Raw genomic sequence first — 15389 nt, forward strand, 5'->3', positions numbered from 1 at the left:
TATGCCTTTGCAATACTTTTGCTAAATTTTTTTATTTTATTGCAGTGTTTTAACTTTCTATTTACGTCTTATTTGTATAATGTGAGAAAAGAAGCAGAATCCCTAGTATAATATTAGGAGAAGCATCTACGCGAGTAACCGCAGACGGACTAATGAAGCTATCTAACAAACCTATCTATAATGGAAAGTTGCAGGTGAACTTATGCGAAAGAAAAGAGTACTGCTGTTTTCGGAAGGCTTCGGCACGGGCCATACAGGGGCAGCCTATGCTCTGGCTGAAGGAATACGACTGCTGAACCCCGATGTTCAGTGCCGGGTCTTCGAGCTCGGAAAATTCCTGAATCCTACGGTCGCTCCTTGGATTCTTTCCGCTTACCGCAAAACTGTCAGCAGCCAGCCGAAGCTGGTCGGCATGATGTATAAGACCCAATATCATAAATCACTGAACCGGTTGACCAAGCTGGCCCTTCACCGGATTTTTTATACGCATGCCTCTCAGGTCATTGAACAGCTGCGGCCGGATCTGATTATCTGCACGCATCCGATTCCCGCTGCGGTCATCTCCAGGCTGAAGCACCAGGGTCTTGATGTACCGTTCTATACGCTGATTACAGATTATGATGCCCACGGCAGCTGGGTAAATGCGGAAGCCAACCGATATCTGGTATCGACCTCAAGGGTCAAATCCATTCTTACGGGGCGCGGCGTCCCCTCCGAGCTGGTGACGGTGACCGGGATTCCCGTGCATCCGAAATTCTGGGAGTCCCAGGGGAAGACTAAGCTGCGCAAAGAGCTGGGGCTGGCCGACATCCCGACTGCGCTGATTATGGGCGGCGGCTGGGGCCTGATGTTCGGCAAGGATATTATGAACTCGCTCACCGCCCGGATCAATGAGATCCAGCTGATCTTCTGTATGGGCAGCAACGACAAGGCTATAGCCAAAATGAAGGCCAACCCCCTGCTGAACCATCCCAATGTAAGGATTCTCGGTTACAGCAGTGAGATTAACAAGCTGATGGATGCCTCGGATCTGCTGATCACGAAGCCTGGCGGAATGACCTGCACTGAAGGTCAGGCCAAAGGCATTCCAATGCTGTTCTATAACGCCATCCCCGGCCAGGAAGAGAAGAACAGTCAGTATTTCGTCGAGCTGGGGCTGGCCGAGATGCTGAATCCGGGCGTCGTGGACAAATGGTTCTCCATGCTCCTGAGCGAATATGCCGGATTCGGAGGACCTCAGAAGCGCAAGGCCTCTCCGGACCTCCAGCAGCCGCAGCACTGCGCCGCCACCATTCTTAAGATGCTGGGCAAGCCAGCTGCGGAAGCGGTCTTCTCTGAGGCGTGGAGCGCCCCTCCGCCCAAGGTACGGAGCGAAGAAGCCGTCTATGTCACACCTTAAACCCTTATCCTGATTCCCTAACACAAAGAACCTCCAGCCCATAGATCCTGCGGGCTGGAGGTTTTTGCATTACATATGGCCGTAAGAGAATAGACGTATAGCGTCTGATGTGTAGCGGGTCTTTTATTTATAAAAGGTATGATTGCCGATGGTCTTGGCGAGTGTCCGTGAATGATGCACGGTCAGATCCTGCGCCAGCGTCAGCGACAGGAAGAAATAGGTATCATCCGTAACCTCTTTGACCCCCATAAGTGCTGCGTTTACAGCCTTAATACTGTCCGCATTTGGCTTCACGCGTTTAAGACGCCCGTTGGCCACAGGACTGAACTGCCTTTTCTGATAGATGACTTCTCTGATTGTGTCGGGAAAATTGGCTGACCGCAGCCGGTTTAGAACAACGTTGGCAACTGCCACCTTGCCCTTGTACGGTTCGCCTTCTGCCTCTGCCATGACGATTTTTTGCAGCAGATGCAGGTCTTCTCCGGATACGGCGTAGCTCCAGGTAGCTTCAGCTTGCTGCTCCTTGGGTAGTAGCTTGGTCCGGGAGAAGAACAATGTTGCGGGGGGATGTTGCTGAGTTACAGCCTTGCTTGGTTTAACACTCTTCGTCCCCGTTGCCGCGATCTTGGGCGCTTGCGCCACTGGCGGCGATGCTTTCACCACAGTTACCTTAGGCTTAGTCACAATAGAAGCAGGCTTGACAGCGTCCTTGCGCTGCAGCTTCTCGGGACTTAACCATCCTGCACTCACCGTGCGGGTCCAGGTATGAACCGGTTTGGCAGCTGTGGTGTATAGCATGGGTGTACTATTTTCGGCTGAATGGCTTGTCCTGTGCAGGACGGATGCGGCTTGCGGAAGAAGCTGCTCTACCGATTGATGGCTTGCAGACTTAAGCTTACCCATTTCTATTACATTCTCCCCGGTAGCAGCAGTTCCTTCGGGGTTCATCAAACTTATCGCTGAGAAAGACACTAGGATTACACCAACCAGCAGCGCAATATAGCGGCTCTGTTTGAAAATCAACATGTTTTACCTCCTATTTTACGGCACATTCCTATTGTATGTAACCGAAAATGGAAGCTTTGAAAACTTTCTTGTCGATTTATGTTGAGAAAAATGAAAATTTTCCAGTCATTTCATACATAGGAATGGCATGCATCCTGGTAGCATACACCACAAAAGCATCTACCGTCCAGCCTATGTCTGGAAGTAATTGATCCGCAGGCGGGGTCACCATCCGTAAATTTTCCAGCCGCTCCAGCGTAAACGGATCTTCTCCGCGATATTTGCGGGCTACAGTCAAATGGGGATTGTACGTTCGCATCTCTGGAGTGTAGCCTAGGGGAAGGGTCGCAGAAACCACCTTGTGCTGCAGCTCCTTCAGCGGCTCCAATTCGCCGGAAACCCCGGTCCAGAGCACTCTTGGCGAGTCTGGAAGACCGAAGGTGCCCCATTCGCCGAGCTTTAATTGAAAGCCTTTACTTGAACGCGCAACCTTCCGGAGTGCCTCATATAGGGGTGGAATATTTTCCCTGGGGGTATCTCCAAGAAATTGAAGCGTAATATGGAAATCTTTGAAATGTGTCCATCTGGCAAATTTAAGTGCGGACGACACACGGGCAGACTCATTCTTCAGATATTCAAGCAGCGTATCAGGCAGCGGCACCGCAACGAACAGGCGCTCCACTTCTTGCTCCGGGTCCAATTGGCTCATGCGAATTTCACCTTTCCAGACAGATTTGTTATGCTTATCTATACTTATCGTCTATTTCTCTACTGAAATGTAGAACAGGAGGGAACCATCATGACTAAATCCATCGTTTGTATGCAGCAGCTGTCCTCTGCTCAACAGGAGCTGATCCGCACCGCTGCACCAGAGTACACCCTTACCCTTGGAGATTCCAGGAACCCTGATCTGGAGCTGCTCTCCGGCGCAGAGATTATTATCGGCTGGGGCAAAGGCATCCGGGAGACCGTGCTGCGCCAGGGCTCGCCGCTCCGCTGGGTACAAGCCTGGTCCGCCGGAGTAGAGAAGCTTCCGCTGGAAGCCCTGAAGGAACGCGAAATTCAGCTGACGAACGCCAGCGGCGTGCATGCGGAACCGATTACTGCTGTCATCCTCAGCTTCATGCTGATGTTCACGCGGAATATGCACACAGCCATCCGTAACCAGCAGAACCGCCGCTGGCACTCGGACGGACAGGAGAGCGAGCTGACCGGCAAGACGATTGTTATCGCCGGAACCGGCGCCATCGGCAGCGAGACTGCCAGAATCGCCCAAGCCTTCCGGATGAAGACGATCGGAGTCAGCCGCTCCGGGCGACCGGTGGACGGCTTCGACCAGATCTTCACCACCGGGGAGCTGAAGAACGCCGTCCGCGAGGCGGACTTCGTGGTCAACACGCTGCCGCTCACCGACGAAACGCGCGGGCTGTTCGATGCTGAGGTCTTCTCCGCCTGCAAGCAGGGGGCATATTATATTAATATCGGCCGTGGAGTGACCACGCATACGGATGACCTGATCGCTGCACTGAACAGCGGCCAACTGGCCGGTGCGGGCCTCGATGTCTTCGAGACCGAGCCGCTGCCGGAGGACCACCCGCTCTGGGGCATGGAGCAGGTCATCATCACCCCTCACTGTGCCGGGGTAACCGACCGCTATGCCGACCGGGTGGTCGACATCTTCGTGGAGAACATGAAGGCCTACCTGGAATCCGGCAAGCCTTCGCGCAACCTGGTGGATTATAGCCGCCAGTATTAGGTTGCTTTCGCGGCTCAGCTGGCGGGTTGGAGAGCTAGGGGGTTGGCAGGCCGTAGCTTGGCGGGTCGGCGGGCTAGTGGGTCGGCGGGCAGGCCGTAGCTTGGTGCGTCGGTGGGTTAGCAAGCTAGCGGGTTGGTTGAGTAATGGAATTTTGTTACCTCGCAGACTCACAGTTTAGAGTTCTAACGGTCCCTTGCCGCCAAATGTTGCACATATTGTAAGCGTGTTGATTTCCCAAAAAAAGGGACAAAAAAGGCCGCCATTTCGGGTAATGGTAAGTACGACCAAACCAAACCGAAATGAGGCGACCTCATGAATAATAATACCCCATTCTTGGCCGTGTTCAAACAAGTATTAACTTCAGAAGAAGTCCAAAGGGTGACCGGGCAAACCAAGGACTACGAGGATACCGGAACCAAAATGACCGTGGGTGTGTTGTTCGATTACTTTATCCAAGCCTGCTACCACCAATGGGATGGCTTTCGTCAAAGTGCTCGGGTGGGCTCGAACTACGATTTGCCCAAGGTTCATTACTCCACCCTTTCGGGCAAAGCCGGTGAAGTGCCTTACGATATCTTCAAGCGTTTGTTTCAACTGCTCGTCCAGAAATGTAATCGGCAAACCCGTCGGCACCTAAATCTGCCTAAAGATCTTCTACTGATTGACTCTACGACGGTTACGGCGGCAAACTCCCGCATGTCTTGGGCTCCGTATAAAAAATTCAGAGGAGGCATCAAGCTGCATGTCGCTCTTTCACATGGACAGCATTCACCCGTGAATGTGGTCGAATCGATTGCCAGGCGCAATGACGCTCCATTTGGAGAAGTTTTGGCCGATAAGGACTACCTTTTAGTTCAGGATCGGGCGTATGGAAAAATCGGTCGATTGGATCAATATGTGCAGCAAGGTCAGTCCTTTGTGATTCGTCTGAAAGACAATCTCCATTTGGTGATGCCGCGAAAGCTTCAGCGACCGGCGGAGGGAGACACCAAAATTGTACGCGATATCACCTGTTATATTGGTCAAGGCAAACACCAATCCGCCCAGCGCCACCGCGTCGTTGAATTTGAAAATGACCGGGGTGAAGTGGTACGAATTGTGACCGATTTGAGAAAAGAGTCCGCTCATGTGATTGCTGAAATGTACAAAGCACGCTGGGAAATTGAAGTCTTTTTCCGCTGGGTGAAACAGCATTTGAATGTCCCTTGTCTATTTGGAACCACCGAAAATGCAGTATATAGCCAATTGTTTGTAGCCCTTGCCACGTATGTGCTTTTGAAATACATTTTTGATGAAATTCACCCGAAGGTACCGGTCTTTGCTGAGCTGACTCTTTGGGAATTTATGCAGCACTGGCGTATATTTAATCTTCCGCTGGAGTGGCAGGTTCAGTTTAATCTGCTCAGGCGTAAAGAACATTTAGGTGTTTTTGTCATCCCATAATATGGGTAATCAACACGCCTGCACATATTGCAACTTGTGTACCGCCAATTTGGGCTATTCGAGCGGAATGTTGCATGAAATGCAGGAATTGTCCCGTTCATCTGCCAACTGGAGAGGAATTGCTGACATTTGTGCAACAATCTCTCATTCACCTCATATAGATCAGGTAAATGTTGCAAATTGTGCAGGATTCTAAGCGAGCTCTTTAGCACCAGCACCAGCACCAGCACCAGCACCAACACAACACAACACCAACATTAGCACCAAAATCAGCAGCAGCGTTAGCAGCACCAGCAGCACCAGCAGCATCAGCAGAACCACCAGCAGCATTAGCATCACCAGCACCCACATGTCGATACATGCTCAGCTCGTTCAACTCTTTCAACTAATTTCAGCAATTCAGTTCATTCAGTGCTTCAGCGATTTACGAATTCACGCATTCACGCAAAACAAAGAGCCTCTGCAAACTAAGCAGAGGCTCTTTATTTACTTCCATCACTAAATAGATTGAACTTGAAATTCACCCATTAGGGAGCAGTGGCGGAAGAGAAGTTTGGAACTGTAGGAGCGACAGCGTCCGCCTTTGTTACCGGATTTCAACCGCTACTGCGGTTCAATCCAAGAAATCCGGGAACAACAGCGGCCGTAAGTCCAAACATTCTCTGCAGTCACGGCGTATCCCTAATCCCCGAAATTTCGCAGCTTCAATCTATCCCCCTCACACTTTAAAGCGGGTCACCGACTCCCGGAGCTCCGTAAGCAGCAGCTTCAGCTCCGCGATGCCGTTAGCCACAGCGGTGGTTGAGCTGAGCTGCTCATGCGCAGAAGCAGAGGTCTCTTCAACACCGGCCGCCGCTTGCTGGGAGAGTGCCGAGATATGCTGGCTGAACTCGTTCATGGTCTCGCTGGCACCGGTCATTTGCTGCAGATCCTGGCTCATCTCGTCGATAGTCACCGCCATCATGCGGACCGAGCCGTTGATCTCAGCCAGCGCATCACCGGTCTCGACAATCTGCCGGCTGCCTTGCTCCGTCTTGGCTACTCCGCCGCGCAGCTGCTCTACCATGGTTCTGGAGTCGAGCTGGATGCCCTGCGTAATCTCTGTAATCTCGGAGACCGTCCGCTGCACATCCTCTGACAGCTTCCGCACCTCCTGTGCGACAACCGCGAAGCCGCGTCCGCTGTCTCCGGCCCGTGCGGCTTCAATGGCGGCATTGATCGCCAGCAGATGGGTCTGCTCCGAGATGCTCCGGATGGAGCCTACCAGATGGAAGATGCCTTCATTCTTGCGGTTCAGCTCTTCTACGGTATCCATGGACTGCGAGACCGCATCGGCAATCTCGTTCATCTGCGCCACGGAGCTTTCCATGAGCGCCCGGCCCTTTTCACCCTTTTGCCGTACCTGCTCTGAATGATTGGAGAGATCGGTACCTCTGCCGGCAAAATTCTCAATTAACGTATTCAGCTCCTCCACCGCCTTGGAGGCATCCACCGCTGCTTCGGCCTGGCTTCCGGACGCTGTGGCCAGCTCTTCCATCGTCAGCGCGATCTGGCTGCTGCCTTCCTTCGTATCCGCAATGGTATGCATTAACACATCGCCCTGCTCCCCAATGATCCTTGATACATCTCTGATCCGGCTGACCATTTCCAGCAGCGTGCGGTTCGTTTCATTCACCGTCTTGGCCAGCAGGCCAATCTCGTCCTTGTTGCGGATCATCGTCTCTTCCGCCGTCAGATCCCCGCTTGAGATCTGCTGCAGCTGCGAAGTTACCCTCTTCAGCGGATTGATGATCGTTCTGCGGATAACCATATTAACCACACCGATAACGACAAGGACAATCAACACAGTCGCAATATTCATTCTCCCGGCGGTATTGAAAATACTTGTAGATATTTCCCCCTCATTCTCTGCATCCTTCTGGCTGTGCGCTACCAGCGCATCCAAATCCACCTGCATGGAATTAAAAGCGTCAATCCCCTTCTGCGATACCTCAAGGGCCAATTTCTCGTCATTGGAGCTGCTGAGCAGAATCGCCTGATTGTTGACGGTCAGGAACTCGCCCCATTTTCCGACGAGCGACTGTAATTGCTTCAGCTCCTGATCTCCTTTCAGATTGGCTTTATATTCCTTAAAAGTATCCGCTACTTTGCCGATGAATTTGGACCGCTCTTCCGCAAGGGCGTTTTTGTCCGCGCTGTCAGTGCTCAGGATATGCTGCAGGCTGAGTGCCATAACATGCTCTGTCAGATAGTTGACATTGTGAATTTTGTTCAGCTCGGGAATGATGTGATTAATGACTTTCCCGGTGTTCTTCTGCATACCGTTCATTTGATAGAGCGATACCCCGCCGCTGATCAGAACGAATACAGCCAGAGCCGCATAACCGGAAGCGATCTTGAAGCCGATGCTTTTTCGGCCGCTGGACAGCTTCGCCTGCTGCTTCTTGCCCGCTTCATTCCTCCCTTTTCCTAACCAATCCTTCAGTCGCTGACCTATCCCCACACCTGTGTGCCCCCTTGAAATTATTCTGGATGATTCCACCAATTTCCATCTGATTACATTTATTTTCATAAAAAAAGCAAAAAAAAATAGGTTATATGTACTATGTCGGCAGCAGACGGTTAAAAATTAACATGTTTCTCTCGATGTAAGGTTTTACCTGCCAGCCCAGACGGCGGACAGGTAAAGTTTCTACTATATAGGATAAGTCTAATCCAGATCGTAAATCGAACCGACCTTCAGCCCGTACAGCTCATTGTAGATTTTCTCGGCAAAAGCGTCGGTCATTCCGGCGATGTAATCGGTCACCATATGCTCCCAGGTCCAGATCGGCTTGGCCGACTTCTGATCCTTCTCGAACCGCTGCAGCCAGTCCGAAGGGATAATACTCCGGGACGTCTCGGGATCAAGGAACGCCTCCCACAGCCGCCGCAGTATCCACTCGCTCCGTTTCTGCAGACGCTGTACGCGCAAATCGCGGATCATCGTTACCCAGGCGAAGCTTTTGAGCACACTGACGGTCCGCAGCATGTCCTCATCCTCCCTGCCTTCCTTAATGAAGGTAACCTTCTTCCAGTCCCCGTCCCCGATCACGCCGAGGCTGGCGACAAAGGTACTGACCCAATAGGCCTTGACTTCACGGCGGGTGCGGGAATAGTCATTCTCACAGGTAGGCATCTTCTCCTTCCAGATCCGCAGGAATGAACTCAGCACCTCCTCCACCTTGAAGCGGATCGCCGACTTGTTCCAGCCGGACCAGAACGCATCCTCAAGCGTAGTGATCTTCTCCACAATCAGCCGCTGAATATAGTCGTCATGCAGGAAATGCTCATGTACCTCAATCTTACCGGCCTTGATGCCGTCCTCCAGATCATGCGCCGAATAAGCAATATCGTCACACAGGTCCATCAGCTGCGCTTCCAGCGTCTTTTTGCCGGCCGGAATTCCCCACTGGGTGCGGATCTCATGGATATACTCCCATTCATGCAGATACATCCCCTTCTTCAGCACCGTCCCGGGAAAAGGATATTTGTTAATGCCCAGCAGCACCGCGTCCGAGAGGTTCAGACCGTCGATATTCTCGCGCTTCTCCAGGAACATGATCAGGCGGAAGTTATGGGCGTTGCCTTCAAAATGCTCAAATTTGCGCTTCATGCTCTCATGTATCGTCTGCTGCTGAACCGGACCTGCGCCTGACTTGGCCACTGCCTCTACCGTCTTGCGGGTAACCAGCTTCTCCAGCAGATTGTCCAGCACCTCTTCTCCCTTATGCCCAAATGGGGGATGGCCGAAGTCATGGGCGATTGCCGCACATTCCACTACCTCGGGATCAATGACCAGGCCCGGATTCTCCGCGGCTCCTGTCTCTACTTCCGGGTAAGCACGCAGCAGACTCTTGGCCGCTTCGCGGGCAATCTGCGCCACCTCCAGCGAGTGGGTCAGGCGCGTCCGGTAGTAATCCCCGGTTCCGGCCCCGAACACCTGCGATTTGCCCTGCAGCCGCCGGAAGGTCGGCGAATGGATCAGACGCGAATAGTCGCGTTCATATGCGGCTCTGGAGGTCTCCAGCTTCGTGATTTCCGGATATTGTCTATGCTCTCTTTGTTCAATCAGTGTCATCTCCGCTGCCCCTATTCCTTGATCTGTATTTAGTAATTTATTATAAGTCATTTCCGCCGGAACTTTCACTCTAAAATGCAAATCGCCCTGCGGGCTGCTATAAATGCATAGCAACCAAGGGGGATAGAGCATTCTAAGACTTAAGCAGCAGGAACCGCCTATAAAAACAAGTGTGGAGTGAATCTGAGAGCCATGAGAACAGCCACCCGATTGACCGCCGCAGTTCTTGCCGCACTGGCGCTGATGCACAGCCCTTCCGATCTGGCGCTGGGCAGTCCGAACAAGGCAAAAAACCGCTACTACTATGAGGAGCGCGGCGATATGATCTGGGAAGTGCGCACCAGCCAGAAGGTGATTGCGCTGACCTTCGATGACGGCCCGGACCCCCTGGAGACGGACGGCATTCTGGAGGTGCTGCATGAGTATCAAGCGAAATGCACGTTTTTTGCGATTGGCAAACGGATCGCCGCTTATCCCGATGTCGCCAGACGCGTGATTAATGAAGGACATGAGCTGGCGAACCATACCTACAACCATGTCTATTTCAAAAGGCCGGTCTCCGGGGAGCAGATTCAGGAGGAGCTTGCGCTGACGGAGAAGGAAATTATGAAGATATCCGGCAGACACAGCAGCCTGTTCAGACCGCCGGGCGGCATGTATGACGAGACACTGATCGATGTGTCCAACAGCATGGGCCTGAAGCCCGTGCTGTGGTCCTGGCATCAGGACACCCGCGACTGGAACCGCCCCGGCGTCTGGAACATCTCAAGCCGGGTGATCCGCAATGCCAAGAGCGGCGATATTGTCCTGTTCCACGACCATGTCCACGGGCCCTCGCAGACGAAGGAAGCACTGAAGATTATTCTGCCTGAGCTGAAGAAGCAAGGCTTCAGGTTTGTTACCGTCTCGGAGCTGATTGAGTTATCCGATGTGCAGCAGGCGAAGACAGACCGGCATATGACCTATTAGGGGGCCTGCCCGGATTGCACAGGTTCACAAAATAAGGTAGTCTTGAGCATAATAAGGCTATCCTAATATGGCTATTTGTGAATCTGCCGCAGTCCATCCCCCAGGAGGGTACAATACATGACCGAGAATACTTCCTATACAACCGAGGAAATCGCCCGGCTGCTCAAAATCTCCAAGCTCAAGGTCTATGATCTCATTAAAAAGGGCGAGCTGCCCTCTTACCGTGTCGGCAAGCAGATGCGGGTTGACCTCTCTGATCTGGAGAGGTACAAGCAGAATTCCCGCAACAGCGGGCCTTCTGCGCATCCGCTGCCCGGGGGCGGGCTGACTGAAGCTGCATTGCCTCAGGCGCAGCCGTCGCAGCAGACGGGCCCCCCGTTCGCCGCGCCTTACCAGGCCTTCGCCTCCCCGCCGCCGCACAGCATGAAGAGCAGCGGTGTACATGTAGTCATTACCGGGCAGGATATGTCACTTGATATTCTGGCGACCCATCTGGAGCGGACCCTGCCCTCCACCCGCCCGCTCCGTTCCTATGCGGGCAGTCTGGACAGCCTCATTGCCATGTATCAGGGCGAATCAGATATTGTCAGTACCCATCTGCTGGACGGCGATAGCGGCGAATATAACCTGCCCTATATCCGCAAGCTGCTCGTAGGCTTCTCCTATATTGTAGTGCATCTGCTAACGCGCAGCGCAGGCTTCTATGTGCAAAAGGGCAATCCGCTGGGCATCCGCAGTTGGGGGGACCTCCGGCAGGACGGGCTAACGCTGATCAACCGTGAGCGCGGCTCCGGTGCCCGGGTGCTGCTGGATGAACAGCTGCGCCTGCATGGAATTCCGACCTCCCGCTTGAACGGATACATTAATGAAGAGAACAGCCATCTGGCAGTAGCCAGCCTGGTGGCGAGAGGCGGAGCGGATGTGGGCATCGGCACCGAGAAAGCCGCCAGAATCATTGACGGCATCGACTTCATTCCGCTGATCCGGGAGCGCTACGATCTGGTCATGGTGAAGAAGCCGGAGAATGAAGCCTGGATTAACGCCATTCTGGATATTCTGCGCTCGGAGGCCTTCCGCAGTGAGCTAAGCTCGATTCACAGCTATGACCTGAGCGAGACAGGCAATATTATTTACGAGACTTGAAACCAGAGGAGGAACGTATGTTATCCACAATACCGCAGGCAGCATTCAGGCTGGAGCGCTTGTTTTTTTCAAGCGTACACAGCTATTACGGAAGATTTGCAGAAGGGGAAGCTTTGCCCCGAAGGACCCTTCACCACCATGCCCTGTGTTATGTAACAGAAGGTAAGGGGCAGATTATCCTAAATGGGGGGCTGCTTACGGCGAATAAAGGAGACCTCTTTTTGTTGTTGCCCGAAACTTCAGTGGAAGGCAAAGCGCTGACGGCAGAACCGCTGCGTTATATGATCATTTTCTTCTCCTGTATACAGCTTCGTAAGGATCACAGGCACCAGGAGCTCCATCCTCCGGTATTTCCGGTTAACGGGAAGCTTAAAGCACCCGGCCATCCACGGGCTGCAGAGATCAGCCGGCAAATGACCTCCTTTCACCGTACCCGTAATCCGGAGGATATCATGCACGCCAAATACCGGCTGCAGCGGCTGCTCGCGTTGCTGCTTCAACCAAGTAAGCGAATGGTGCAGGGCAAGGCTGTAGGGATGGATACTGTGCTCGCCCACATGAAGAACAACTACAACCAAGAGCTTAAAGTTGGGCAACTGGCTCTAATGGCAGGCTTAAGCACCAATCATTTTATCAGAGCGTTCAAGCAGCTTACAGAAAAGACACCTATGGCCTATTTGCTGGAGGAACGGATAAAAAGGGCTAAGCAGCTGCTCTTCTCTTCCGAACGTGTCAAGCAGATCGCCAAGGAAGTGGGCTATAAGGACGAGCATTATTTCAGCCGGGTGTTCAAAAAATCGGAAGGCGTGGCACCGGCCAGCTACCTCAAAAACAATCATATCCGTATTGCTGTTCTCTACTATGGTCTGGATGATTACCTGATGACACTTGGACTGACGCCAGTGGCTGCGCTGTCTTACCGGGAACGGGTGTCAAGAAATTATAGCCTCCCCCACCCGGGTGTGCTGGAGCAGGAAATTGTCCGCCTGAACGGTTCCCGGTTGAATTATGAGGAGCTGGCACGGGTGAGGCCTGATCTGATTATCGGGAGCGACCGCCTGTTACCAGGCGAGTTGCTGGAGTCCATCGCACCCACGGTTGTCCTTGAGCATACCGATAATGTGGAGCAGCAGTTGTCCCGGTTGTCCCGTATTCTGGGCAGAGAGCAGCAGGCTGACGACTGGATGAACCGCTACGCAGAGCAGAAGCGCCTCCTTAGATCACGGCTGGAAGCACAGAATGTACTGCCCACGGTTTCTTTTATCAGAGTCAGCTCTGAATTCTACCGCCTGTACGGTGCCTCCAATCAGACAGGAACTCTCCTATACCAAGATCTTGGACTACGCCCGCCCCTCTCAACCCCTGAGCAGACAGGAGCAGTGGATTTTGAGATTCATGAGCTTCCCCGGTATAACCCGGGAACCATCTTTTTGGCTGCGGACCCTACCTTGGAATCGAGACAACGGCTGGAAGCACTGCTCTCATCCAGAGAATGGTCTTCACTGGATGCAGTGAAGCACTCCCGGGTATTCGATGCCGGAGATCTGTTGTTCAAAACACTTGGACCCTCAGGCAGAAAGTGGGCCATGTCCTATGTTGCATCCCGGATTGGCAGGCGGGACGATAGAATTATCCACGGCAACACAGGGTTATAATCCATTGAAAAGTATGTATCGATCTCCTATCATAATGATAATGATTATTATTATCTATTAGACAAAGGAGACTAGAAATAAATGAATCGAATGAAATCCATCCAGGTCATGCTCCTTGCCGTTCTGCTGCTGATACTGGCCGCTTGCAGCAATACAGCGGGACAACCGGCCTCCGGAGAACAGAGTCCCGCCGCTTCCCAAACCAGGGATCAGGCGGCTGCAGAACCGGGCACACGCACGATTACCCACCTTAAGGGAGAAGCTGTGATTCCGGCCAAAATCGAAAAAATCGTTGTTCTCTCGGCAGAGTACATAGATCATCTGTTGACTATCGGAGAGAAGCCCTCCGGTGTGAACACCGAGGTCCGGTACGGAGGAGAGTATCTTCCCTATATGGCTGACAAGCTGCAGGGGGTACAAACTGTAGGTTCGGCGGATAATCCCAACCTTGAGGCCATTACCTTGCTTGATCCGGATGTGATTCTTATTGAGAGCCGGACGGCCGAGAATAAGTATGAGCAACTGAACAAAATCGCCCCTACCATCGTTCTTGGAAATGAATGGCTTGATTATGGCGACGATACTTCCTTTTGGACCAAGGATCTGCTAACCATTGCCGAGATGTATGACAAGACGGATGTGGCGAAGGAAAAAATTGCCGAACTGGAACAGAAAACGGTCCAGGCCAGTGAGAAAATCAAAGCGCTGGACAACAAAAAACTTGCCTACCTCCGTGTACGTGAGAAGACGCTCCAGGTGTACGCACAACAAGGTCATCCAACCAATGCACTCCTTTACCAGGATCTCGGATTTGAACCCGCCGCACTTACACCGTCAGAGCAGAGAGCAGATCTATCTTTGGAGAAAATACCGGAGCTGGGGGCAGACTTTATCGTCCTTGAGGTGGATTCCAATGCCCGCGATTTCCTGGACAACATGCAGGCCAGCGCACTCTGGAAGAACATCCCTGCTGTACAGGGAGGAAAGGTTCATGAGACCGATTCCTTCTGGCTCTTTAAGGGCTGGGGAGTGATCGGCCGGGGTGAAATTATTGATGAAATCATGGCATGGCTGGAGCAATGAGTGAGGTTATACCTTTTAGCAGCCAGTGGATACAAGATTTCATGCAGCAGCATTTTGCCGTGACTGTCGCGAAGAACAGGAATAATTCTTTTCCATACAGTACAGAAGATCTATTGGACGAGGCGAAGCTCCCGTTAATTATCGGGCAGCAATCACTCCAGCTTGGGGAGCCTGGAGGAATTGTGGTCGGAACTTTGTTTGCCAAAAGGTACTCGGTGTTGATCATGGGACTGGCCGCCTCCATCACTCTCTTCGATACCCCGCTCTCTCTGCTGCCCGGCGCTTTACGGTTCAGGCTAACGGATGCAGGAATGATGCAGTATGAAGCGGAGACGGCAGCCACGGACAAATGGCCTGATAACCCTTCGGAAGTTCGTCAAGCCTGCCTTTCCGGCTATATAGATCGCCTGCTGGCACATTTACGGCAGGTGCTCCAGGCTGTATCAGGTTATACGGGGGCCAAGGAGAAAATCATGTGGTCGCTGATTGCACATAATTTGCATAACCTGTATGGACAGCTGCATACGGACAAGGGAATCTGGGACTCAGAGGATCGGGGCCGGATCATCGGCCAGGATTATAATACCCTGCTTCAGCCGGAGAAGCCGGATGAATTATCCATGCGGTTCCGGCGGTATGAGCATCCGAAGCTCCGTGGCCGTTCATTCTATCTGCGCAGGCATTGCTGCCTGGCCTACCGGATCAGAATCGGGCCTGATGCCGGAGAGTATTGCAGCACTTGCCCCAAGCTATCCCCGGAAGAGAGATGCAATATATTGAACAACTGAGCAACGCCCATCCCCGGTTCAGGATGGG

13 protein-coding genes are annotated in these 15389 nt (G+C 52.6%); 8 read left to right on the forward strand and 5 right to left on the reverse strand.

The window, feature by feature from the left end; translation table 11 throughout:
* The first annotated feature begins 202 nt into the window (after nt 1–202).
* The gene (locus NSS64_RS23400; protein WP_341141698.1) at nt 203–1399 is read left to right on the forward strand and encodes an MGDG synthase family glycosyltransferase; all 1197 of its coding nucleotides are present in this window, start codon (nt 203–205) and stop codon (nt 1397–1399) included.
* Nucleotides 1400–1522: 123 nt separating this feature from the next.
* Here the strand turns inward: NSS64_RS23400 and NSS64_RS23405 are convergent, their stop codons facing one another.
* Nucleotides 1523–2425 carry a cell wall hydrolase gene (locus NSS64_RS23405; RefSeq protein ID WP_340991246.1) on the reverse strand — a complete coding sequence of 301 codons (903 nt, stop codon included), beginning with the start codon at nt 2423–2425 and terminating at the stop codon, nt 1523–1525.
* Between the two features lie 76 nt (nt 2426–2501).
* Nucleotides 2502–3113: an RNA 2',3'-cyclic phosphodiesterase gene (thpR, locus tag NSS64_RS23410; RefSeq protein WP_341141699.1), complete on the reverse strand. Its 612-nt coding sequence runs from the start codon at nt 3111–3113 to the stop codon at nt 2502–2504.
* 90 nt (nt 3114–3203) lie between these two features.
* Between thpR and NSS64_RS23415 the strand changes: the two genes are divergently transcribed.
* Together NSS64_RS23415 and NSS64_RS23420 are read left to right on the forward strand one after the other, a co-directional pair.
* Nucleotides 3204–4160: a D-2-hydroxyacid dehydrogenase gene (locus NSS64_RS23415; protein WP_341141700.1), complete on the forward strand. Its 957-nt coding sequence runs from the start codon at nt 3204–3206 to the stop codon at nt 4158–4160.
* 312 nt (nt 4161–4472) lie between these two features.
* Nucleotides 4473–5603, forward strand: coding sequence for an IS4 family transposase (locus NSS64_RS23420; protein ID WP_341139054.1), 1131 nt, complete (start codon nt 4473–4475; stop codon nt 5601–5603).
* A 192-nt stretch (nt 5604–5795) separates the two neighbouring features.
* Here the strand turns inward: NSS64_RS23420 and NSS64_RS23425 are convergent, their stop codons facing one another.
* From NSS64_RS23425 to NSS64_RS23435, 3 genes are all read right to left on the reverse strand, one after another.
* Complete coding sequence (locus NSS64_RS23425) at nt 5796–5954, reverse strand: hypothetical protein (RefSeq protein WP_341141701.1); 159 nt, start codon at nt 5952–5954, stop codon at nt 5796–5798.
* A gap of 367 nt (nt 5955–6321) precedes the next feature.
* On the reverse strand, nt 6322–8106 hold the full coding sequence (locus NSS64_RS23430) for a methyl-accepting chemotaxis protein (RefSeq protein ID WP_340943775.1): 1785 nt from the start codon (nt 8104–8106) through the stop codon (nt 6322–6324).
* 207 nt (nt 8107–8313) lie between these two features.
* A complete protein-coding gene (locus NSS64_RS23435; protein ID WP_340943776.1) occupies nt 8314–9723 on the reverse strand; it encodes a deoxyguanosinetriphosphate triphosphohydrolase family protein in 1410 nt (469 codons plus the stop codon).
* A gap of 192 nt (nt 9724–9915) precedes the next feature.
* Between NSS64_RS23435 and NSS64_RS23440 the strand changes: the two genes are divergently transcribed.
* The 5 genes from NSS64_RS23440 to NSS64_RS23460 all read left to right on the forward strand — a co-directional run bounded on the left by NSS64_RS23440 (nt 9916) and on the right by NSS64_RS23460 (nt 15361).
* Nucleotides 9916–10692, forward strand: coding sequence for a polysaccharide deacetylase family protein (locus tag NSS64_RS23440; protein ID WP_340991242.1), 777 nt, complete (start codon nt 9916–9918; stop codon nt 10690–10692).
* A gap of 117 nt (nt 10693–10809) precedes the next feature.
* Nucleotides 10810–11835: a helix-turn-helix transcriptional regulator gene (locus tag NSS64_RS23445; protein ID WP_341141702.1), complete on the forward strand. Its 1026-nt coding sequence runs from the start codon at nt 10810–10812 to the stop codon at nt 11833–11835.
* A gap of 17 nt (nt 11836–11852) precedes the next feature.
* Nucleotides 11853–13490, forward strand: a complete 1638-nt coding sequence (locus NSS64_RS23450) for an AraC family transcriptional regulator (protein WP_341141703.1) — start codon at nt 11853–11855, stop codon at nt 13488–13490.
* A gap of 81 nt (nt 13491–13571) precedes the next feature.
* Nucleotides 13572–14573 (forward strand): iron-siderophore ABC transporter substrate-binding protein, encoded by a 1002-nt coding sequence (locus tag NSS64_RS23455; protein ID WP_340943787.1) that lies wholly within the window; start codon nt 13572–13574, stop codon nt 14571–14573.
* Nucleotides 14570–15361, forward strand: coding sequence for a hypothetical protein (locus tag NSS64_RS23460; protein WP_341141704.1), 792 nt, complete (start codon nt 14570–14572; stop codon nt 15359–15361). The genes NSS64_RS23455 and NSS64_RS23460 overlap by 4 nt, the downstream gene beginning before the upstream one ends.
* Nucleotides 15362–15389: the final 28 nt, after the last annotated feature.

This window comes from Paenibacillus sp. FSL H8-0122 (assembly GCF_038005345.1).
Classification (GTDB): Bacteria; Bacillota; Bacilli; order Paenibacillales; family Paenibacillaceae; genus Paenibacillus_AQ.

What these genes read in the sequence shown, in the direction of transcription:
- NSS64_RS23400 (WP_341141698.1), top strand. Translation starts at nt 203, where the DNA reads ATGCGAAAGAAAAGAGTACTGCTGTTTTCGGAAGGCTTCGGCACGGGC.
- NSS64_RS23405 (WP_340991246.1), bottom strand. Translation starts at nt 2,425, where the DNA reads ATGTTGATTTTCAAACAGAGCCGCTATATTGCGCTGCTGGTTGGTGTA.
- thpR (WP_341141699.1), bottom strand. Translation starts at nt 3,113, where the DNA reads ATGAGCCAATTGGACCCGGAGCAAGAAGTGGAGCGCCTGTTCGTTGCG.
- NSS64_RS23415 (WP_341141700.1), top strand. Translation starts at nt 3,204, where the DNA reads ATGACTAAATCCATCGTTTGTATGCAGCAGCTGTCCTCTGCTCAACAG.
- NSS64_RS23420 (WP_341139054.1), top strand. Translation starts at nt 4,473, where the DNA reads ATGAATAATAATACCCCATTCTTGGCCGTGTTCAAACAAGTATTAACT.
- NSS64_RS23425 (WP_341141701.1), bottom strand. Translation starts at nt 5,954, where the DNA reads ATGTGGGTGCTGGTGATGCTAATGCTGCTGGTGGTTCTGCTGATGCTG.
- NSS64_RS23435 (WP_340943776.1), bottom strand. Translation starts at nt 9,723, where the DNA reads ATGACACTGATTGAACAAAGAGAGCATAGACAATATCCGGAAATCACG.
- NSS64_RS23440 (WP_340991242.1), top strand. Translation starts at nt 9,916, where the DNA reads ATGAGAACAGCCACCCGATTGACCGCCGCAGTTCTTGCCGCACTGGCG.
- NSS64_RS23445 (WP_341141702.1), top strand. Translation starts at nt 10,810, where the DNA reads ATGACCGAGAATACTTCCTATACAACCGAGGAAATCGCCCGGCTGCTC.
- NSS64_RS23450 (WP_341141703.1), top strand. Translation starts at nt 11,853, where the DNA reads ATGTTATCCACAATACCGCAGGCAGCATTCAGGCTGGAGCGCTTGTTT.
- NSS64_RS23455 (WP_340943787.1), top strand. Translation starts at nt 13,572, where the DNA reads ATGAATCGAATGAAATCCATCCAGGTCATGCTCCTTGCCGTTCTGCTG.
- NSS64_RS23460 (WP_341141704.1), top strand. Translation starts at nt 14,570, where the DNA reads ATGAGTGAGGTTATACCTTTTAGCAGCCAGTGGATACAAGATTTCATG.